Source organism: Paenibacillus sp. FSL P4-0081, from assembly GCF_000758565.1.
GTDB classification, from domain to species: domain Bacteria; phylum Bacillota; class Bacilli; order Paenibacillales; family Paenibacillaceae; genus Paenibacillus_AQ; species Paenibacillus_AQ phytohabitans.
Window position 1 is genome coordinate 4,284,372 of the sequence record NZ_CP009280.1, and the last position, 20,512, is coordinate 4,304,883.

Annotated in this window: 18 protein-coding genes, 1 pseudogene and 1 riboswitch; of the genes and pseudogenes, 17 read left to right on the top strand and 2 right to left on the bottom strand. The window is 48.5% G+C overall.

What is annotated here, in order from left to right; translation table 11 throughout:
- Positions 1 to 2: 2 nt before the first annotated feature.
- The 7 genes from P40081_RS18295 (at position 3) to P40081_RS18325 (ending at position 6,979) form a co-directional block, all read left to right on the top strand.
- Positions 3 to 830 carry a carbohydrate ABC transporter permease gene (locus P40081_RS18295; protein ID WP_042137452.1) on the top strand — a complete coding sequence of 276 codons (828 nt, stop codon included), beginning with the start codon at positions 3 to 5 and terminating at the stop codon, positions 828 to 830.
- 66 nt (positions 831 to 896) lie between these two features.
- Positions 897 to 2,207 carry an ABC transporter substrate-binding protein gene (locus tag P40081_RS18300; RefSeq protein ID WP_042137454.1) on the top strand — a complete coding sequence of 437 codons (1,311 nt, stop codon included), beginning with the start codon at positions 897 to 899 and terminating at the stop codon, positions 2,205 to 2,207.
- A 180-nt stretch (positions 2,208 to 2,387) separates the two neighbouring features.
- Positions 2,388 to 2,520: riboswitch (cyclic di-AMP (ydaO/yuaA leader) on the top strand.
- Positions 2,521 to 2,527: 7 nt separating this feature from the next.
- The gene (locus tag P40081_RS18305) at positions 2,528 to 3,337 is read left to right on the top strand and encodes an alpha/beta fold hydrolase (protein WP_042137456.1); all 810 of its coding nucleotides are present in this window, start codon (positions 2,528 to 2,530) and stop codon (positions 3,335 to 3,337) included.
- A 113-nt stretch (positions 3,338 to 3,450) separates the two neighbouring features.
- Entirely contained in the window at positions 3,451 to 4,137 is a 687-nt protein-coding gene (locus P40081_RS18310) for a MarR family winged helix-turn-helix transcriptional regulator (RefSeq protein ID WP_052421882.1), read from the top strand.
- 242 nt (positions 4,138 to 4,379) lie between these two features.
- Entirely contained in the window at positions 4,380 to 5,732 is a 1,353-nt protein-coding gene (locus tag P40081_RS18315) for an MATE family efflux transporter (protein WP_042141204.1), read from the top strand.
- A 93-nt stretch (positions 5,733 to 5,825) separates the two neighbouring features.
- On the top strand, positions 5,826 to 6,677 hold the full coding sequence (locus P40081_RS18320) for an RCC1 domain-containing protein (protein ID WP_042137458.1): 852 nt from the start codon (positions 5,826 to 5,828) through the stop codon (positions 6,675 to 6,677).
- A gap of 113 nt (positions 6,678 to 6,790) precedes the next feature.
- Positions 6,791 to 6,979: a hypothetical protein gene (locus tag P40081_RS18325; RefSeq protein WP_052421883.1), complete on the top strand. Its 189-nt coding sequence runs from the start codon at positions 6,791 to 6,793 to the stop codon at positions 6,977 to 6,979.
- A 47-nt stretch (positions 6,980 to 7,026) separates the two neighbouring features.
- On the opposite strand, the gene P40081_RS18330 is transcribed toward P40081_RS18325, so the two are convergent.
- The gene (locus P40081_RS18330; protein ID WP_042137462.1) at positions 7,027 to 7,599 is read right to left on the bottom strand and encodes a TetR/AcrR family transcriptional regulator; all 573 of its coding nucleotides are present in this window, start codon (positions 7,597 to 7,599) and stop codon (positions 7,027 to 7,029) included.
- A 187-nt stretch (positions 7,600 to 7,786) separates the two neighbouring features.
- Between P40081_RS18330 and P40081_RS18335 the strand changes: the two genes are divergently transcribed.
- From P40081_RS18335 to P40081_RS18375, 9 genes and pseudogenes are all read left to right on the top strand, one after another.
- A complete protein-coding gene (locus P40081_RS18335; RefSeq protein ID WP_042137464.1) occupies positions 7,787 to 8,650 on the top strand; it encodes an alpha/beta fold hydrolase in 864 nt (287 codons plus the stop codon).
- Between the two features lie 390 nt (positions 8,651 to 9,040).
- Positions 9,041 to 9,496, top strand: coding sequence for an amidase domain-containing protein (locus P40081_RS37605; RefSeq protein WP_081970009.1), 456 nt, complete (start codon positions 9,041 to 9,043; stop codon positions 9,494 to 9,496).
- A gap of 161 nt (positions 9,497 to 9,657) precedes the next feature.
- Positions 9,658 to 10,320 (top strand): hypothetical protein, encoded by a 663-nt coding sequence (locus P40081_RS18345; RefSeq protein WP_042137468.1) that lies wholly within the window; start codon positions 9,658 to 9,660, stop codon positions 10,318 to 10,320.
- Positions 10,321 to 10,474: 154 nt separating this feature from the next.
- On the top strand, positions 10,475 to 12,226 hold the full coding sequence (locus P40081_RS18350; RefSeq protein ID WP_042137470.1) for a spore germination protein: 1,752 nt from the start codon (positions 10,475 to 10,477) through the stop codon (positions 12,224 to 12,226).
- 25 nt (positions 12,227 to 12,251) lie between these two features.
- A complete protein-coding gene (locus P40081_RS18355) occupies positions 12,252 to 13,340 on the top strand; it encodes a GerAB/ArcD/ProY family transporter (RefSeq protein WP_042137471.1) in 1,089 nt (362 codons plus the stop codon).
- Positions 13,337 to 14,530: a Ger(x)C family spore germination protein gene (locus tag P40081_RS18360; protein WP_042137473.1), complete on the top strand. Its 1,194-nt coding sequence runs from the start codon at positions 13,337 to 13,339 to the stop codon at positions 14,528 to 14,530. The genes P40081_RS18355 and P40081_RS18360 overlap by 4 nt, the downstream gene beginning before the upstream one ends.
- Positions 14,502 to 14,866: pseudogene (locus P40081_RS18365) on the top strand (YciI family protein). The gene P40081_RS18360 and the pseudogene P40081_RS18365 overlap by 29 nt, the downstream one beginning before the upstream one ends.
- Before the next feature lie 567 nt (positions 14,867 to 15,433).
- Positions 15,434 to 16,984: a right-handed parallel beta-helix repeat-containing protein gene (locus P40081_RS18370; protein ID WP_197074244.1), complete on the top strand. Its 1,551-nt coding sequence runs from the start codon at positions 15,434 to 15,436 to the stop codon at positions 16,982 to 16,984.
- Positions 16,981 to 17,790: an AAA family ATPase gene (locus P40081_RS18375; protein ID WP_042137475.1), complete on the top strand. Its 810-nt coding sequence runs from the start codon at positions 16,981 to 16,983 to the stop codon at positions 17,788 to 17,790. Before P40081_RS18370 ends, P40081_RS18375 begins: the two co-directional genes overlap by 4 nt.
- A gap of 41 nt (positions 17,791 to 17,831) precedes the next feature.
- Here P40081_RS18375 and P40081_RS18380 read toward each other — a convergent pair whose 3' ends face one another.
- Positions 17,832 to 18,986: a glycosyltransferase family 61 protein gene (locus tag P40081_RS18380; RefSeq protein WP_042137477.1), complete on the bottom strand. Its 1,155-nt coding sequence runs from the start codon at positions 18,984 to 18,986 to the stop codon at positions 17,832 to 17,834.
- Between the two features lie 495 nt (positions 18,987 to 19,481).
- On the opposite strand from P40081_RS18380, the gene P40081_RS18385 reads away from it, so the two are divergent.
- The gene (locus P40081_RS18385; protein ID WP_042137479.1) at positions 19,482 to 20,498 is read left to right on the top strand and encodes a LacI family DNA-binding transcriptional regulator; all 1,017 of its coding nucleotides are present in this window, start codon (positions 19,482 to 19,484) and stop codon (positions 20,496 to 20,498) included.
- The last annotated feature ends 14 nt before the right edge of the window (positions 20,499 to 20,512 follow it).

Consider the following 20,512-nt stretch of genomic DNA (forward strand, 5'->3'; position numbering starts at 1 on the left):
AAATGAAGGTTTGGGTCCGGCTGCCGGGCGCAGGACTACGGATCATTGTATCTGTTCTGCTGATCGTGATCTTCCTGATGCCATTCTATTGGATGATCCTCACCGCGTTCAAGACGCTGGGCGAGGTGCTTCGGATGCCGCCGAAATTCTGGGTGGATTCGCTGCAGTGGCAGAACTTCCGGGATGCTTTTACGAGGATTAACTTTCTGCATTATACCCGCAATTCCCTGATCATTACGCTCGGGACGATGCTCGGTCAGCTGGTCGTTGTTGTTCCGGCAGCCTATGCATTCGCAAGGTATCAATTCAAGGGTAAAAACGCGCTGTTCGGCATCGTGCTCGCCACCATGATGATTCCGGGACAGCTGATCTTCCTGCCGATCTTCGTCATGTTTGCGAAGTCCGGACTGCTGAACACTTATGTATCGCTCATCGTGCCCTTCATTGCCAGCGGTACGGCCATCTTCATGCTGCGGCAGACCTTCATGCAGGTGCCGGATTCCCAGCTGGAGGCAGCCCGTCTGGATAATGCCAGTGAGTTCAAAATCATCTGCACGATCATGATGCCTGCCGCTGTGCCCACCTTGTCCACACTCGCGCTGCTGACGTTCATCGGGACGTGGAACAGTTACTTTTTCCCGCTCGTATGGACCACAACGGATGCTGTCCGAACCTTGCCGCTTGGAATTCAGAAGCTTCAGGATGTGGAGGGGCTCAGCCCGCAGATCGTGATGGCCGGGAATATGATGCTGATCGTGCCGATTCTGCTGGTCTTCCTGATTGCACGCAAGCAGATTATCAAAGCGTTCACCTACATGGGAGTGAAGTAGCGGGAATACCCTGCGGCCTTGCATGTTGAATACCAAATACAGCAGTTCATGGAGGAGAAACGAATAATGAAGGTATGGGGAAAAAGAGTAACTCCGCTGCTCGCCACTGTTGCACTGACCACCGTTCTTGCAGGCTGTGCCACCACCGAAGCCGAATCCAGTATAGCGGCCTATGAGAAAGGGGATTCCGTTACCGAGCTGAACTTCTGGACCTCCGCCGTGGAGGATGTAAATCAGAATCTGGTGGACCAGTTCAACGAGACCAAAGGAGCCGAGCTGAATATCCATGTGAATGCTGAATATCAAGGCGATTACTGGGAAATGCAGCAGAAGATTAACGCTGCAGCCATAGCGGGTACGCTGCCGAATGTTTTTATTGATGAAGTGGCGATGACTAAGGGCTTTGCCGACAGTGACATTATTGCCAATCTCGAACCGTTCATGGAAACGGACAAGTTCGACACCTCGGATTTCAAAATCGGCGACCTCGGCAACCTGTATCTGGGCGAGGATCTGTATGCCTTTCCCCATATGCGGAGTGTTCCCGTGATGTATGTAAACAAGACGCTCGCCGCTAAAGAAGGGCTGGATCCGAACGGACCGGCGACCTTTGCCGAACTGGAGGCCTATCTGCAGACCGCATATGATGCTACCGGCCAGCCGCCGATGTACCTGTTCAACTATGACTTCTGGGTGATGGAGGCGCTGTTGCATTCGTACTCGGATACTAATGTGGTCAATGAGGATGAGACGAAATCCAATATCAACAGTGAAGGCGCAGTGAAGCTGATCTCCTTCATTGAGGATCTGGAATCCAAGGGACTAATCAAAGTACTCGGGGTCACGGACAAGGATGCCTACTATGCCTCCATTGCCAATCCGGGCACAGCGCTGATCTTCTCCAGTGTCGGCGGCTACAAAACGTTTGCCGGCATGGCCGCGGAGAGTGGAATTGATCTCGGCGTATCCATGATTCCTGCCGGAGAAGACGGCAAACGGGGCGTTCCGGTCGGCGGATCGAATACGTATCTGGCGAATACGGGAACGGATAATGAGAAAGCAGCCGCTTTTGAATTCATGAAATGGCTGTCGGATACCGAACAGGCGGCGTATGCTTCTGCCAATACGGGATATCTTCCGACCCGTCTAACCTCCCTGGACACAGACCTGATGAAAGAGACCATTGCCGCCTTCCCAGGCTACAAGGTCGCTTCCGATGAGCTGGAATTCAGCAAAATGCGTCCGATGACCGGTACGTACCATGAGATTGAAGATCTGATGGGCACACGCATCAACGATATCTGGCTGGAGAACCTGCCAATTCAGGACAGCCTGGACACGCTCGCCAAAGAGGTGGATGACATCCTGAACCGCTGATTATAGATGATGTTTAAAGCAAGCAGAGCAGTGAGTCTCCGGTAACGGGAGAATCGCTGCTCTGCTTTTTGGGTTCACTGCGGCTGGTTTCTGCGCGTGTTGGGCAAATTCACCTAAGCTATTCATTCATAGACGAATATGGGCTATACTGAAGTTTCTGTTAATCTATATCCGCAAAAATATATGTAATCGCTGAGTTCCGTAATGGAAGCGGGGAAACCAAGTTTTCTGGGGTGAATCTCGAGGAATCGAGTAGGGCTACTCTTCAAGCCCGAATCCGGCAGCTAACTCCGTAAGCGACATGAGAGGATGCACAGGTAATGCCGTATATTGACGTCAATGGAACTACCCTCTATTACGAGGTGTCGGGCAGTGGTCTGCCCATTGTTTTTATTCATGATTATTCGACTTCACATCATCTGTTCGAGCCTCAGGCGGAGTATTTCAGCAAGCGGGCGAAAGTGATCTTGTTTGACCTAAGAGGGAATGGGCAATCCGGTAAAATGGATGTGGAGATCAGCCGGATTGTAGACACGCAGTGTGAAGATCTGAAGGGATTATTGGATGGACTGTCCGTAGAACGGGCCGTCATCGTAGCTTGTTCCAGCGGTGCTGTGCTTGCCCAGAAATTCGCCTATCTGAATCCTGAACGGGTAATTAATCTGGTGTTGGTGGACAATTACATCCTAGGAGATTGTACGTCCAAAGGCAGCAAAGTGCTGGAGCTCTTTCAAATCTGCGCATGGGCCGCCCATTATCTTCCGGCTGAAATGTTCATCCGTTCTTTGCGCATTACATATAACAAATGGCTGTCTGCGTATCATATTCTGAGAAGAGAGCTTGTCCATGAACGGACAACAGAATTGATTAAACAGCGTCTGGCACTAAGACATACGGACAGCTACGGGTTTGCACTAAGGCTGCAGGTTCCCGTTCTTTGTGTATCAGGCAATCAGAATGAGCGGGTTCTGGAGCAGGTGAGACAAACAGCGGCCAAATATCCGCTCGCCACGCTGGCAATACTGGAAGATGCCATGTATCCCAGCCATTTATGTCAGCCGCAGCACTTCAACCGGCTACTGCTTGATTACCTGAAAGACCAGCAATGCTTCCAGCGGAAAATTTATTAACGGCACCTGTAGAAAATCTTTGACAAGTATAACAGGTACCGTTATAATAAATTCAACAGGTACCGTTACATTGATTGACAGGTACCGTAAATATATCCCTGGGAGGATTCATAATGAATATGAATGCTGAATTGTACGACAAGCTCGCCAAGCTGCAATGGCTGTTGCAGAGACAGCATCTGAAGAACCACGCCGCTGTTGGCCCTATGGCAGATACGTCACGGGGACAAGGCAGGATCATGGCGTTTCTCCGGATGAAGGACGGAATCAGCACGAAGGATTTATCCTATATGCTGGACATTCGTGTATCCTCGCTCAATGAATTGCTGGCCAAACTGGAGAAGGCCGAATATATTACCCGTCAGCCTTCCGAGACAGATAAACGCATCATGCTGATTTATCTGACGCCGAAAGGGCGGGAGGAAGAGGGCCAGGAGGTTGAGGGCGGCAGCATATTTTCAGTCCTGTCTCCAGAAGAACAGGCAGCCTTCGGTGAATACCTGGTCCGCGTCATTACAGCCTTAGAAGAAGAACTAGGAACAGATGCAGACCGTGATGTAATGGCTATGTGGATGGAGGCCGCTAAGGAGCGCATAGGATCAGAGGAATTCGACAAGCTGATGGCCATGCGCGGACAAATGAGCAGAATGTGGGGAAATATGGATGACGGACGCTTTAGCGGAAGATTCCCCGGATTTGGCCGGGAAGGTCAAGGCGGCGGCATGAACGGCTTCGGCTGGCCTTCCAGAGATGGTAGAGACGGCTCGAAGGACAACTCCAGTGATTCGGATGACAAGTAAGTAAAGCATTTCCTATTAGCAGCAGCGGCGCTGTCTTTCCCGAAGAACTGAAGGCAAAGGCAGCGCAATAAAGATTTTACCAAATACAGTCTGAAACTGACGATTAGTCAACACCCGCTTACGAGACCCGTATTGTCATTTGTTACGGGTTTGTTTGGTGCGGCGCAAAGTTCGCAATCAATTTATAGTTAGAATTCTAACTAATATAGAGACTAACATACAGGAAGAAAGTGGTGAACCGCATGGATACAGAAAACCTCCATTACTTTGAAAAAGCACCGGTTGCAAAAGCCGTAGCGCACTTCGCAATACCAATGATGCTTGGAACGTCAATGAGTGTCATCTATTCCATCCTGAATGCATTTTTCATTGGAACGTTAAATAACACTGCCATGTTAACCGCACTTGCCTTAACCTTACCGTTATTCGCGGTCATTATGGCGCTGGGTAACCTGATTGGTGTCGGCAGCAGTGCCTTCATTTCCCGTTTGCTGGGAGAGAAAAATACGGCTGATGTTAAGCATGTGTCTGCATTCGCCTTTTACAGCAGCCTGGTTCTCGGTCTTATCGCGATGGCCGTCGGCCTGCCGCTCATTAATTCTATCGTACATGGCCTCGGGGCAACGCCTGACTCCTTCGGATTTACCAAGGACTACGTCACCATTATGCTTATTGGCTCACCCTTCGTTGTATTATTCTTCACATTGGAGAGTATTGTCCGCTCGGAGGGAGCCGCGATAACATCTATGATTGGTATGCTGCTTAGTGTGGCCGTGAATATAATTCTCGATGCGCTGGTCATCTTCGTCTTCCACTGGGATGTAATCGGTGTTGCGTCTGCCACGGTCATTTCTAACATGGTTGCGAGTGCTTATTACGCCTATCATATAGGATTTAAGAGTCGATTCTTAACAGTCTCACTGAAACAATTCAAGGCCACTAAGGTCATTCTAAGAAATGTATTCAAAATCGGAGTTCCCGTCTTTGTGATGAGTCTCTTCATGGGTGTCATGTCGCTTATTTTTAACCGATTTCTGGTTGAGTATGGGGAGCAGGCTATAGCGGGCTTTGGAATATCCTCACGATTGCTGCAATTTCCCGAGTTAATCCTGATGGGCTTAAGTGAGGGCGTCGTGCCGCTTATTGCGTTCTCTTTTGCAGCGAACCGATTGCGCATGAAGCATACCATTCAATTCACCATTAAAACAATTCTGGCGTTAGCCATCTTGTTCGGCGTTATCGTCTACCTGGTCTCTGACCACTTAATTGGTCTATTCACCAATGATCCGCAATTAATTGAAATGGGCAGCTACATTCTGCATGTCACGTTCTTGTCCTTGTTCATTACAGGTATGACGACGTTATTCACGGGGATCTTCCAGGCAACAGCACAAGGGACCGCCGCCTTCATTATGTCAGTTATTCAAGGAATTACTCTGATTCCTGTGCTCTACATTGCCAACCGCATGAACGGATTCCATGGGGTGGTCTGGTCGCTGGTCATTTCCGATGTCGTGGCGTTCCTGGTCGGGGCCATCATGCTGTATGTTCTGCGGAACAAATTGCAGCCGGACTTGGTGAGTTTAGCACAGTAGGATCTGGATTCCGCGCTTGATAAGACAGCCAAGGATAGATACTCTAGAGGGAGCCGCAATAATACCGAAGTCTTCAATGAAGGAGTGAGATTCATGAATATGGTGGAACGTGTGCCTCCCATAGCAGCTGGTTACCGTCAAACGGTCCTGCTTAGGCCGGATGGGGCGGTAATGGCTGTGGGCGACAATAAATATGGTCAATGTGACGTAAGCGGCTGGCAGGATATGGTGGCAATTGCTGCAGCTAATGCCCATACAGGGAATTCACATACTCTCGGACTCAGATCGGACGGTACGGTGGCCGCTGTGGGCTGGAATATGCATAATCAATGTGAGGTAAGCGGCTGGCACGGTATCGTGGCGGTTGCTGCGGGTTGGCGCCGTTCGGTTGGCATTCAATCGGATGGCACGGTGGTGGCCGTTGGCCGGAATAATGAAGGTCAATGCGATGTACATAGCTGGCGTGATATTATAGCGGTTGCAGCTGGCGACTGGCATACCGCCGGACTGAAACGGGACGGCACGGTGACAATTACGGGGAATAACCGGTATGGCCAATCCAATGTTAGCAGCTGGTGCGATATCGTGGCGATAGGGGCAGGTTATCTTCATACCGCCGGTCTTAGAGCAGATGGCTTGGTGGTGGCTGCAGGCCGTAATCATGAAGGTCAATGCGAGGTAAGCGGCTGGCACGATATCGTTGCGATAGCGGCTGGCAGTCATCACACCATCGGTCTTAAAGCAGACGGTACAGTGGAAGCTCAAGGCTGGAATAAACACGGCGAATGCAATATAAGTGACTGGCGCGATATCGTGGCGGTTGCGGCAGGCTGCGCTCATAGCGTTGGCCTTAAGTCAGATGGCACGGTGATAGCTGCGGGTGATGATACATATGGTCAATGCGAGGTGAGCAGTTGGCCTTTCGGACAGCTGGAGGACTATTGAGAGCAGGATGAATACGAATAAATCATACGAATAAGGGCATTGTAATCAATGGAAAAGTTGATAAAAGATGATCGTAAATCGCGGCATTTTGAATTTCCCGGGAGGTTAAGACAATGACAAATCAGGATCCGAAGGAGCTTCTTCGTCTAAAGCACGAGCAAGATGAGCACAAAAAGCAGTTCACCAATTTTGCCCGGAGTGTCAGCGCCCATGGCGAGGCAGAAGCCGGCCAGGAATTTAGTGTTGACCGTGTGCCTGACGATCAGAACCGTATGAAATCTGTAGAGAACAAACGGGATTAACTTAAAAAGTTAAATGAAGCCGGTCCCTTTCGGGACCGGCTTACTCATTATTTGCTTTGCAGATAATAATCAATGATCACCCTGGCGGTTTCCCGGGCATGCTCCGCAGGCTTGGGATCGGTCTGCAGCATGGCTGCAGTAATCGCGCCTTCCACTAACAGAGACAGACCGCTGGATAAGGCTTCGCGATTCACAGACGGACATTCATTAAGAACAGAATCGATGTATTTTTTCATAAAAGCTTTGTAATTACGGGCTGCTTCATAGTAAGGATGGGAGTGATCCATGAATTCCGCTGCCGTCTTAATGTACACGCAGCCATTAAATTCCGGCTCCCCGAACCATTCTCCGAGCATATCGAATACAGCCAATAATTTGTCTCTGGGCGTTTTTGCGCTCTTGTTGACTGAGTCTTCGAACCGTTTTCTCCACTCGTCATCGTACTTCATGAGATAAGCAAGGACAAGCTCATCCTTGGAACGGAAATGATTGTAGAGCGTCATTTTGGCTATGTTCGATTCAGAGACAACCTGGTCTACACCGGTAGCCCGGATTCCCTGTTTATTAAATAAGTCGGAGGCGACAGTTAGGATATGTTCTTTTTTACTTTTATTAGCCACAGGATTCCCTCCGGTTCACAGTATTTCAAAAGTATACAGATCAGTCTATCTATTATAAATGGCTCACGGTTACTACGCAAATGATAAATCTAAAAAAAATAACTTGAATCAATACAGACCTGTATGTATACTATTGAGTATCGGAACAGGTAAGCTGGTTACCGGTAACAATGGGGAGGTTGGTTCAATGACTATACAATACAGCTATGCACAAGTTGAAGGTTTGAATATTTTTTACCGCGAGGCAGGGAGCAGGGAGAAGCCAACACTTCTTCTGCTGCATGGATTTCCTTCTTCATCGCATATGTACAGAAACCTTATTCGTGAACTCGAAGGCGATTACCATATCGTAGCTCCGGACTATCCCGGTTTCGGGAACAGCGACCAGCCGTCAACTTCAGAATTCACGTATACCTTCGACAATCTTGCCGTGCTGATCAATGCATTCGTTGAACAATTGAACCTGAACCAATATATCCTGTATGTTCATGATTACGGTGCTCCGGTAGGCTTCCGTTTGGCCCGTATGCATCCGGAACGCGTTCAAGCCATTATTTCACAGAACGGAAATGCTTATGAAGAAGGAATCGGAGAGTCCTGGGCACCGATGCGTGCCTTTTGGAATGATCCAGGGAATCCGGCCAGTCTTGAAGGTATGCTCAATCTGTTGACACCGGAACTGACGAAGTTTCAGTATGTGAATGGAACCCGTAATCCTGAGGCCATAAGCCCTGATAACTGGAATATGGACCAAATTGCCCTGGATCGTCCGGGGAATCAAGACATTCAACTGGCTCTCTCTTACGATTATCAGAATAATTTGAAACAATATCCGGTCTGGCAGGAATACTTCCGGAACTCTCAGCCGCCTTTACTCGCTGCGTGGGGTAAAAACGACTTTTTCTTTGGACCGGAGGGAGCCTTAGCCTTTCAAAAGGATTTAAAAGATGTGGAGGTTCATTTGTTAGATACGGGGCATTTCCCGCTCGAAGAAGATCTGGAACTCAGTGTGAGCCTCATCCGCAGTTTTCTTAAAAAAGAGTTAAAATAGCATATCGCCATACTATTTCTTGTTTTTAGCGTGGAAATTAATCCGAGTGCCTACGCTTTGGAGCTGTCTTCTTCCAAAACTACGAGGAGATTGGTAAGGAATTTCTGAAGTGTCCAAATATATTAAGGACGAAAATGTGCTCCAATATGTCGATTTGAAGCATGATATTATCAAAAACAGAAATGTTCGTTTCGATATTGATGTATCCAGCTTTTCGTTGGAGGTAAGTGTCTATGACTATCAGGTATTAGATAATAACGTAGTCATAACTTATAATACCAGCTTGATTACAGTAAAAAACCAAATGAAATCTTAGAAACTAAATTAAGCAATGAAAATAATTTTTTTGATAAGCTGGATTCTGAAGTTTCGCTCTACAAGACGGATGCAATGAATCCTAATGCTGCAACCCCTAATTCCGCCAGTCTTGCAAGTGTAAGCAGTACTGCCAGAAGCAATATTGTTACATATGCAATTGTTAACAGCAGCAAAACGGAGCCAAGCTCAGGAAATTCAAGCTACGCACCTTATTATGATTTCAGCGCCATTTCAAATGATTGTACAAATTTTATTTCCCATAGTTTGTTAGCAGGAGGAGCCAAAGAAAACCGCACTAGCTGGTATTATGATTCATTATCCGCACGTACCCCGTCATGGGCAGGTGTGAATGAATTTCACGATCCGAATCCAAACCGTTGGCCTACGCCTGCCCGCCTCAATATGTTAACTGGGAGAATGGGGATATTATTCAGATTAAGTATTCAGTTTACGGATACCCAGGGTTTGGTCATTCTACCATCGTTACTGGTTCCTATGCTCCTAGCTATAACACTCAATATCCAATAATCACATCCAGAACAGGTGATTATTCGTATAACACAAATGAAATTCTTACTAACGTATACCCAATTGATGGAGCAGACGTACTGGCTTACAGACTAATCCATCTAACTGCTGTACAATAAGTTCACTAATTGTTATATAAGCATGTTTAGCCTGGAGGCCAAATGAATAGAAAAACAGGATTACTCTCCTGTATTACTGTTGTTGCTTGCGTTGTGGTTATCATGCTTTTCTTGCATTATTATGATCGGGATAAAGCCGCTTCAACCCAGGCTGCCGCAAATCAAAATGAAGTTATTATTCCAGAGATTGACTTACAGAAAATTGATGATTTCTTTATTGGCTCTGAGCCTCCGCACCTTATTTATGCAGATAGAGATAAGGTAATATTTGAAACCACGGGCGGAGTGTATGTTTATGATATGAAGGGTAAGTCTCTTCTCAGATCCTTCGATACCGCCTCATTCGCATCAGAAAGATACTCGAACGTACTACGGAGTGCTTTTGCTACGCAAGACGGGAAGCAGCTTATTTTTAACTTTAGTAAAGGACCCGGATATGTTGCTGCCTACCGTTATTCCTTGGAAGATAAGTTTATGAGTGAATTAACCGGGAAGGAATACGCAGAGTATCTTAAAAAAAGATTTGAATACAGCTATCTCGATCCCAGTGATGAACTGTATCAAAAATCCTCAGGCCTCATAATCACAATTTCCGTCTCAGAATATGTTTATTTAACGTTTCAGGACTGGAAAGTGAGTACAATCAACGTGGTTTATGTGCAGAATGATAAGGAAACAGTCTACAGCGTGTTTACCAGCAAATAATAAGCACCATTCCTGACAAGCGAGTCCTCCGTGACTCGCTTTTTTGATGTGAAATAGATTCAGAAAAACGGTTGAATTCGTCTTAATTAGCAGGTGTGCATGAATTATCCAGCTTCGGCCAAAATAAGGGTTACGATCAGAGGGGGTGTTTGTGTTGTGGAAGAGCATTACGGGTTACATTCCCGGCTGGAGTGTGTGCATGCAGGCACTTATTATTTTTATTGTTCCGGTCATTTTGACAAGATGCATGCTGTGGCTTCGCGCTAAGGAAGGCAAGGCAAGTACCCGGGGAAGACGGGCTGAAGGGCAGAAGGGCGGAGGCGTGCCAAGCTCCGAGGATACCGGTGAAGCAGAGCAAACCAGTGAAGCTGTGAAAAATAATAAGATTGTTCCTTCAACTACTTCGCAGAATAATCAGCAGCCAACGTTAACCTATACCGGACAATTTCAGCAGGATCTACAGACCTTTAGGGAGATCAGTGCGGATATGTCGGATGTTAATGTACGGGAGCTACGTGTAGGGACCCTGAAATTGAAGGCAGCGCTGTTCTTTCTGGACGGCCTCACCGACAAGGATGGAATGGACCGCAATATCCTAAGGCCGCTGATGAATGCAGCACGTCCATTTGAAGGGCTGGACACTCCGCCTGATCCGGCGAGCCTGAAAGAAATCATTGTTCATCAGGTGGTGCTGGTCTCGGAAGTTGAATTCACCAATCAGCTGGACATGTCGCTCAAAAAGGTGTTATTCGGCTCTGCGGTGCTGCTGATCGAAGGAATGAGCGAGGTCTTCATCCTGGGGACGTCTAAAGGGAATACAAGAAGTGTAGAGGAACCGATCTCGGAAGCGCTGCTGCGCGGCCCGCGAATCGGCTTCACGGAAGCGCTGAGCGACAATACGGCCATGCTGCGCAGGCACGGACAGAACACCGATCTTGCGATGATTTCTTTTACGGTCGGAGAAAGAGTCGAGAAAGAGCTGATACTAACCTACATTAAAGGGATAGCTAATGATGAACTGATTGCAGAAGTCACCCGGAGAATTCATACGATTAATATCGATGATGTGCAGGAATCCGGTTATATCGAACAGCTGGTAGAGGACAATTATCTCAGCCCTTTCCAGCAGATTCAGAATACGGAACGGCCGGACCGGGTGATGGCCGCACTGCTGGAGGGAAGGGCTGCCATTTTGCTTGACGGCACGCCGTTTGCGTTGATCATGCCGGTGACGTTCGGGATGCTGCTGCAATCCCCCGAGGATTATTATGACCGCTGGTTCTCCGGCTCCCTGCTGCGGATGCTGCGCTTCTTCGCCGCCTCCGTATCACTGTTTGCTCCGGCGCTCTATATTTCCTTCCTCTCCTTCCATCCCGGTCTGGTTCCGACCAAGCTGGCGATTTCGATCATGAGCTCACGCCAGGGAGTTCCATTCCCGACCTTAATCGAAGCGCTCATTATGGAGATTTCGATCGAAATCCTGCGTGAGGCGGGTCTGCGTCTGCCTAAGCCGATTGGCCCGGCCATGGGTATCGTCGGCGGTCTGATCATCGGCCAAGCGGCGGTAGAAGCGGGGATTGTCAGCCCGATTCTGGTCATTGTCGTTGCCGTTACGGCGATTTCTTCCTTCTCGGTGCCGATGTACAGTGCAGGGATCACCCTGCGGTTTCTCCGCTTCTTCGCGATGTTCTTCGCCGCTACCTTCGGGCTGTACGGTGTAGTACTGTTCTTCCTCCTGCTGAGCAGTCATCTGATTAAGCTGAAGAGCTTCGGTGTGCCTTATCTGAGCATGATCACCCCTAACCGGATGAGTGACCTTCGCGACTTTATTGTCCGGGTACCGCTGCAGTTGATGAAGCGCCGTCCTTCACTTTTGGAGCCAAAGGATAAGCTGCGTAAAAGATAAGCTTAAGTGAAAGGGAGGTGAGCCAATGATCACTAAAGCCCATGACAAAATTACAACGAGTCAGGCGACCATTATTATGGTAAATTACATTCTCGTAGCCGGGATATTCAGCCTTCCCCGGACAACCGTACAGGCTGCAGGCACGCCCGATGTGTGGATTTCAGTAATACTGGGGTCGCTCTGTTCAATGGCAGCAGGTGTAATTATCGTCAGACTCAGCCAGAGGTTTCCGGGCCAGACCTTTTTTCAATACAGTACCCAAATTACCGGTAAACCGGTCGCCGTATTGCTCGGGCTGGTGATCATCGGGTATTTCCTCGCGGTGTCCGGCTACGAGCTGCGTACTATGCAGGAGGTAACTATGTTTTTCCTCCTGGAAGGTACCCCTCCATGGGCAGTAGCCGGCATGTTCCTGTGGGTCGCCCTTTATCTGTGCAGAGGGGGAATCAATGCCTTATCACGGCTAAGCAGACTCGTTGCTCCTATGGCCGGTGCCATATTCTTCGGCGTCTGCCTGCTCAGCCTGAAGGTGTTCGATCTGGACAATCTGCGGCCTGTACTTGGAGAAGGCCTCGCTCCGGTCTGGAGAGGAATTAAGCCAACGGCCCTAACCTATACAGCGGGCGAAGCACTGCTGTTTCTTGTTGCTTTTATGGACAAGCCCAAACGGGCCGGCAGAGTTCTCGTAATCGGAACCCTGATCTCAATGGTTTTTTATTTGCTGGCGGTTATACTGACGATCGGGGCATTTTCTGTAGAAGGAGTGGTTACCCGGACTTGGCCATTCATTGACCTGATCCGCAGCTTTGAAGTGAATCTTCTGTTCGAACGGTTTGAGTCGCTGCTGCTGGTAATCTGGATTATGCAGATTTTCTGTACATTCTGTATCTCTTTTTACGGCGCTGCACTGGGAGTCTCGCATATCTTCAACCTCAAACTGGATCATTGTTTATTCCTGCTGCTGCCGGTTGCTTATCTCATCACGGAAGCGCCGCACAACATTAATAATTTATTTGCCTTTGGCACAGGGCTTGGCAATGGGGCGATTGTGCTCTTCGGTCTGATCCCGCTGCCGCTGCTGCTCATTGCTTATTTCCGGAGAGCCGGTTCATGAAGCGCTGCATTCTGCTGATTGTGTCGTTTGCTCAAATAATGCTGTTAACGGCCTGCTGGAGCAGTGCACCGATTGAGAATTTGAATATGGAAGTAGCGGTAGCGCTGGACGCGGCTGATGAGACTGCCATTGAAAAGAAGTTCGAAGGTGAAGGAGGAGACTATCCTAAACGCGAACGGATATCAGCGACCTATCAATTTATTGTGCCGCAAGGCGCTGTAGGCTCCAAAAAAGAAGGGGCTGCTTCAAGAAATTTCTACAATATGACCGAGACCGGCGATTCTATCTTTGAGGCCATCCGTGAGCTCTCGCTGCGCACAAACCGCCAGCCGATCGGGCACCACTTAAAGGTAATTGTTATTGGCGAGAAGCTGGCCCGTTCCACGAAGCTGTCGGAGCTGATTGATTTCTTCAGCCGGGATAATGATATCCGCCCGAGCGTGCTGGTCCTGGTCAGCAAGGGGAAAGCCAAGGATGTACTGAACAATGTGCTGCCCGGCCAGACACCGGCCTTTGTGCTCGAAGGCATCTTCGGCAACCGTGACCGGAGCCTGCGCATCTGGGACCCGGTAACCATTACCAAGATTGTTGGACCTTTGCACAGCAAGAAGAGCTTTCTGCTGCAGAATGTTATTGCTGCGGAGAATGAAATGAAGTTTGCCGGAGCCGGAATCATTGACGGTGAGTCAGGCAAGCTCAGCGGTTTTTTGAGCGAGAAGGAGCTGGAGGGTGTAGTCTGGCTGACAGGCAAGGGTAAAGGCGGTGTACTCAAAACCCACAAGGATGACACCGGCCGGCTGATCACCTATGAGGTGAAAGCGATGAGCAGCAAGATCAAGGCGGTTGTGGAGGAGGGGCAGATTTCGTTCCATGTAAAGATCGAATCGAAAGGCCGGTACGCCGAAACCTTCTCAACAGACGGGGACCGATTGGATGCGGCTTTTATGAGACGGGATGCCATGGAGCTGGAGAAGGAGGTAAAGGAGCTGGTAAAGACCGTAATTGATAAAATGCAGCATGAGCTGCATGCCGACGTCGGCGGATTCGGTAAAACCCTGAGAATTCAGCATCCTGAGGTATGGAGGAAAGTGAAAGAGCATTGGGATCAGACGTTCACCAGTCTTCCGGTACACCTTGAGGTTAAGCTTCAAATCGAAGAGTATGGTGCTTCCGGTACAGCGACGGACTGACCTAAATACATTGGAGGATTCGGAGGCCGGGAATCTCCCAAGTCCGGAACTCAGGCAAGCCATGACACAGTATAATGAGGAATTAGTTAAGGCAGGTGTACGGGTTGCAGCAAAAGGACTTCATCCAAGCTCAAACGGGATTCGCCTTTCGTATCCGGCAGCAGGGGGAGACCCGGTAATTACAGACGGCCCCTTCACGGAATCGGAAGACTTGATTGCCGGGTTCATTCTGATTGATGTGAAATCGAGGGAAGAAGCCTCGCGTGGGCTATGCGCATGCCGGACCCGCAAGGGCATGGTGAAGGCCAGGTTGAATTACGCCAGGTATTTGATTAACAGGACAATGACCAGCTAAATAGGCTGAACTTTAGAACTTAAGATTTCAACATACAACCAAATCCTTCAACCGTGAATAATGTGGCATCCGGGCTCCGGGCGGCTGCAGTTGCCGCAGGAATTTCCCGGTTCATCTTTTTTCTGGGGCTTAAGACGAAGTTCTGTAGCTTTTCATAAAATCCTGCACATAATACAACATTCCCCTCTCCATATCGGCTCAAATCCAAAATTGTTGTAAAAAATGCAGCATTTCATCTGTTTCAAGCGGCGTAGACGGATTATTCTTGTATTTCATACAACAATCCTTACGAATACCCTGCTGTTTACGAATCAAAGTTGTAAAACGTACAACATTTATGTCTACCTCTACAGCGATTTATGCAGATGTCTCTCGAATTGTACGCACACAGATCCTATCCGGGTCTGTTTTTTGCTATATAGCCCTTTTATTGCCTTTTATATAGAATACGCTTCTCTTGGTTTGTCTTGATTAGGGTTATCAATTATGATAATCAATGGAATGAATTTCCGCAATTATATAGAAGTGTAGTTGAGAGGACGGCGAATATGCTTAGAAACTTCCGGCGATCCGCCATTTTACTTTGTTTGCTTATGATCTGGGGATGTTCCGGCAGCCAGTATCCACCGCTGCCGGATACAACCTCACCAATCTCTTCCATTCCGCCCATCTCACCAGCTTCGCCAACTGTAAATACAGATCCGGAGGATGCCGCTAATATCTACTACGTATCTATAGCTGGAGATAACACTAACCCGGGGACGATAGATTCACCCTGGAAGACACTCCAGTATGCTGCCGATCATGCCGGTCCGGGTAGTTACGTCTATATTCGCGGAGGCGTGTATCATCAGAAGCTGCGCATCTCAAGAGGAGGCTCAGCGGCGGCGGGACCTATCGTGTTCGCCGGTTATCCCAATGAGACAGCAGTCCTTGACGGGGAAGGTCTGCCAGTTAACGGGCTGGAAGGACTTATCGAGATCGGTCAGGCGGACTATGTAACCATAAGGGAACTGGAAATTCGCAATTATAAGACGTCAACCAGAGGTGAAGTGCCTGCAGGCATCTATATTCACGGCTCAGGGAAGAACATCTCGTTACTGAATAACCGCATTCATTCCATCGCCAATACCGCCATTCCTGAGGGGGACGAGCTTTCCGGCAGAGATGCCCACGGGATAGCGGTGTACGGTACTGAAACAGACGCAGCCCTGGTTGGCCTGACCATTGACGGCAATGAAGTGTATGATTTGGTCCTCGGTTCCAGTGAAGCGCTGGCTGTGAATGGCAATGTGGATGCTTTTGCGATTACGAACAATATCATTCATGACAATGACAACATCGGGATTGACCTGATCGGCTATGAAGGTACGGCCGGAGACATGGCGGTAGACCAGGCAAGGAACGGAACGGTTCGGGGCAATGTAGTCTACGGGATTTCATCCAATACTAATCCGTCATACGGCGCTTCTGTGCCGAACGGCAGCAATGCAGCGGGCGGAATATACATCGACGGGGGCAGGTCAATCCTTGTCGCGGAGAATCGCGTATACGACAATGACATTGGGATTGAGCTTGCTTCCGAGCATAAGGGACGGCTAACCAGCGGCATCACGGTACAAGACAACCTGATCTACCGCAATCGACAGACCGGCATTGCAATGGGCGGTTATGACGGAGGACGCGGCGGCACTAGCGATAGTACGGTTGTATCCAATACGCTGTACAAGAATGACCTCTTGGGCGACGGCAACGGACAATTGTATCTGCAAGCGAACTTAAGCGGCAATACGATTAGTAAGAATATTATTGTAGCTGGGGATTCCAGCGTCTTCATCAGCAACGAATACAAGAGCAACCGGAATAACACGGTGGATGGTAATCTTTATTACGCTGAGGCTGGAGCGGATGAGGCGTTCTGGGTCTGGAAAAAGAAACCTTACACCGGCTTCGCCGCTTACCAGCGCGGCTCAGGCAACGATTCCGGCTCACGATTTGCCGAGCCGCAGTTCAAAGATGCCGCCCGTGATGACTTCCGGCTGGAGCCGGGGTCTCCGGGAGCCGATGGCGGAGCTACAGAGGAAGGAGCACAGCCATGATTTATTTGCGGAGCTTTAAGCGGTCTGATGAAATCGAGCGTAATCCCAACATCTACCCTGACCATGTATTTAAACATATCGCCGGGGAGGTGCTGTTGTTTGACCGGATCACAGTGCTCTATGGCAATAATGGCAGCGGTAAATCCACGTTACTTAATGTAATTTCGGGCAAGCTGGGGATTCCGGGAGCCGAAAGAATGACCAGCTATGGGCATAGTATTTATGCTCAGCGGTTTGTGGAGAGGAGCAGCTATCAGCTCGGGCAGGATGAGCAAGAGCGTACAATCAGGCGGCTTCCAGAAGGAAGCCGGTATCTGAAATCAGAGGATATTCTATATGAGGTCAAGAAGATCCAACAAGCCTCCGTCCTGCGTGAGGGACTGTTATATGAGCAGATGAACAAAGGAATGAGCAAAGAACAGGCAGCAGAATATGAAGCAACCTATGCGTTCAAAAAAAAGCTGGACGACATTCAGTTCTCACAAGAGAAATACTCGAATGGCGAAACATCCATGCAGTTTTTCGAGGAATATCTGCTGCCCGGGCAATTGTACTTACTGGACGAGCCGGAAACATCACTGTCTCCAGCCAATCAGATAAAAATGGCCGAGCAAATCAATGAGCTGGCGCGTTATTTGGACAGCCAATTCATCATTGCTACTCATTCACCCTATGTTCTAGGCACACTGCAGGCAAAAATATACAACCTCGATGCAAAACCGCTTCAGACAGCAGAATGGTTTGAGCTGGACAATGTCCAATTCTTTTATCAGTTTTTCAATAAGCATAAGCAGTTGTTTGAATGAGAGTGGAATGTAATGACGGTCTGCTTCACCTGAACGGCTGCTCATGCGCCTTGCATCTTCAGTCCGGCCATAACAAGTGTTTGCTCCAGCCGGTCCAAATTCACCGTGAAGTCTGCAAGTCCCGGAAACCGGTCCTGTGCTGTACCGTCATCTTGTCCGTACATCATGTAGTAGTCAAGTTTGTTGTGGTTGCTGATCATCCAGTAAGTAGGCACTACATGCCGGATATGAAAAATTTCGATAACAACGGTTCCCTTCATGCAGAAAGCAAGATTGGCCAGTCCCGCACCATGCGGAGAAACTATCGCTTTGGCACAAGCAAAGAGCTGAACCTGCTGGGCCACGGTCCAATCCTCCAGACAAACGGGAACGAATCCGTACGCCTCCAAATGCCGGATGACTTCGTTCTCGTTAGTGAACCGGCGGGCAGATGCTTGGCCCCGGGAAATCAAAATACGGCTTGGTGAATGGTGGAGTGTGACGTGTCCGGGCAGCATAAACCTCCGGAGGGTAGCAGTGGTCCAAGGCGGATAATGGGAATTCATCATCAGGGAAGGAACCACCAGCCGCTCGGCCTGAATTTCCCGGTCATTGGCGGCGTGAATTACGGACGATTCCGGTACGTCAAACATGGCTAACGTCTCTTCCACGAAAGCCCCATAAGGATTCGGGTTCATAATGAGGGTATGAAACGAGAGATTTAGAGTCCTAAGCATCCCCAGCCGCGGCAGCACATCATATAACCAGTGAAAATAGTTATGGCTCCCGCAAAAAGTTAATACAGCAGCCGTTCCAGGGACCTCCTGATGCTCCAAGGCCTCCCGCCGCTGCAACGCCGGGTGTTCTTCCAGTGTCAGCATTCTGTGCAGTTGTCCATCGTATTCGGGGGATAGGTCATAGATCAGTTTGTTGTCTGATGTCAGGACCGCCCCAGATCGTCCCCATACACGCCCGCTCGGAATACATGCCACATTTCCGACTCCGGGGTGAAGAGTATAGGGTTGCAGGTACGGGTGAACTTCCGGTTCAAGTGTGTTGGGGGCCTTATATTCAGCGGCTCCACCAAAGTCAAAAGGTACAACTCTTTCCCCGGCTCCAGAGGGAACGGAAGCCTCCCATTCCCACACATCACGGTAGAACCCGGACTCTCTCAGGCTTGTGCCACCCGGCTTATCGTTTCCGCAGATTTCATCCACTGATCATCCCGCCATTCCGTTTAATCTCATGAAGTTATTTTATGCGGGCCTAGCTTAACGGGCACGAAGACAGAAAAAAAAGGCGGACATTCCCAAAGAAAAGTGTAGGGATATTTGCGTAAACGTTTTTACAAGTTCACAGCCCTGAATGCCTCCCGCTTGAATTTTATATTTCACAAAATCCGTTCAAACCCATTCATCAAAATTGAACGCTCTAAAAATATCAAATGTTATGTTATCTAACATATAAAACAGATTTTTTCCATTATAAAGAAATTAAAAACCGAATACATAACGCAATCATGTCATAAATAACAGTTGTAAGCGTTTTTATTTTTAAATTTTAAGTATTTCCTATTGTAATTCATGAATTCCTATACTAAAATAAACCTAGAAATTGCGAAAACGTTTTTGCAAATAAATCCAAACTCACTGATTATAACGTTGATATAGAAGTCTAATTCTTGCGTAAACGTTATGACAGAAAGGAAAATTATGGCGGATAAAGAGCTTACCATCAAAGATGTGGCCAGACTTGCGGGCGTCTCGGTGGCAACTGTCTCAAGAGTAATGAATGGCCGGGATCGTGTAAGTGATGCAACCCGCAAAAAAATCCTGAAGATGATCGAGGAGCTTAATTTCGTTCCGAATACGATGGCTGCGTCTATGGTCAACAAGAAAACCCATATGATTGCAGTCGTTGTTCCGGAGATTCAGAATCCATTCTATACCGCCGTCATTGGCGGAACCGTGGAAGCGGCTAAGAAAGAGGGATTCTCCACACTCGTTGTCTCTACATATAACGATGAGGCGGAGGAGGAAGAGTTCTTCGAAGGTTTTCTGGGACGCAATGTTGACGGAATTATTCTTATCGGTACGCACAAAGAGGCCGTATTCTACCGCAACATCCGCAAGCCTACAATCCTGGTGGACCGGTTTATCAACGATTGCGGGCATGACGGTGTTCTGATTGATAACTTCCGGGGGGCCTACGAGGCGGTCAGACATTTTGTGGACTATGGCCATGAACGTATCGCAATTATCGACGGAGCACATGACTTCAATGACGGCAAAGACAGATATTGGGGTTATCATCAGGCTCTGCATGAGAATGGTATTACGCCGGATTCCAATTATCATAAGCAGGGCCGGTGGCTTGAGGAAGACGGATACAGGTTTACGATAGAGCTTATGCAGGCTGAACAGCCGCCCACAGCAATTTTTGCTACCAATAATGTGATCTGTACAGGGGCTATTAAAGCCATCCGGGACTTGAATCTGCGGATAGGTGAAGATATATCTTTAATTGGTTTTGACGAGAACGAACTCGCCCAGTTTGTCCAGCCCCAAGTGACTGTTGTGGGCAGACCGATGAGAGAGATGGGGCTGCACGCGACGGAAATGCTTATTCAGAAGATCAAGGTGCCCACAAACGGGTCTTCACCAAAGCTAAAAAAAGTGATACTGGATGTGGAGCTGATCAAGCGGGGTTCCGTTAAAAAGCTAAAGTAGAGTAGCACGGGAGG

Coding starts and splice junctions, on each gene's coding strand:
- P40081_RS18295 (WP_042137452.1), top strand. CDS start 3: ATGAAGGTTTGGGTCCGGCTGCCGGGCGCAGGACTACGGATCATTGTA.
- P40081_RS18300 (WP_042137454.1), top strand. CDS start 897: ATGAAGGTATGGGGAAAAAGAGTAACTCCGCTGCTCGCCACTGTTGCA.
- P40081_RS18305 (WP_042137456.1), top strand. CDS start 2,528: ATGCCGTATATTGACGTCAATGGAACTACCCTCTATTACGAGGTGTCG.
- P40081_RS18310 (WP_052421882.1), top strand. CDS start 3,451: ATGAATATGAATGCTGAATTGTACGACAAGCTCGCCAAGCTGCAATGG.
- P40081_RS18315 (WP_042141204.1), top strand. CDS start 4,380: ATGGATACAGAAAACCTCCATTACTTTGAAAAAGCACCGGTTGCAAAA.
- P40081_RS18320 (WP_042137458.1), top strand. CDS start 5,826: ATGAATATGGTGGAACGTGTGCCTCCCATAGCAGCTGGTTACCGTCAA.
- P40081_RS18325 (WP_052421883.1), top strand. CDS start 6,791: ATGACAAATCAGGATCCGAAGGAGCTTCTTCGTCTAAAGCACGAGCAA.
- P40081_RS18335 (WP_042137464.1), top strand. CDS start 7,787: ATGACTATACAATACAGCTATGCACAAGTTGAAGGTTTGAATATTTTT.
- P40081_RS37605 (WP_081970009.1), top strand. CDS start 9,041: ATGAATCCTAATGCTGCAACCCCTAATTCCGCCAGTCTTGCAAGTGTA.
- P40081_RS18345 (WP_042137468.1), top strand. CDS start 9,658: ATGAATAGAAAAACAGGATTACTCTCCTGTATTACTGTTGTTGCTTGC.
- P40081_RS18355 (WP_042137471.1), top strand. CDS start 12,252: ATGATCACTAAAGCCCATGACAAAATTACAACGAGTCAGGCGACCATT.
- P40081_RS18360 (WP_042137473.1), top strand. CDS start 13,337: ATGAAGCGCTGCATTCTGCTGATTGTGTCGTTTGCTCAAATAATGCTG.
- P40081_RS18370 (WP_197074244.1), top strand. CDS start 15,434: ATGCTTAGAAACTTCCGGCGATCCGCCATTTTACTTTGTTTGCTTATG.
- P40081_RS18375 (WP_042137475.1), top strand. CDS start 16,981: ATGATTTATTTGCGGAGCTTTAAGCGGTCTGATGAAATCGAGCGTAAT.
- P40081_RS18385 (WP_042137479.1), top strand. CDS start 19,482: ATGGCGGATAAAGAGCTTACCATCAAAGATGTGGCCAGACTTGCGGGC.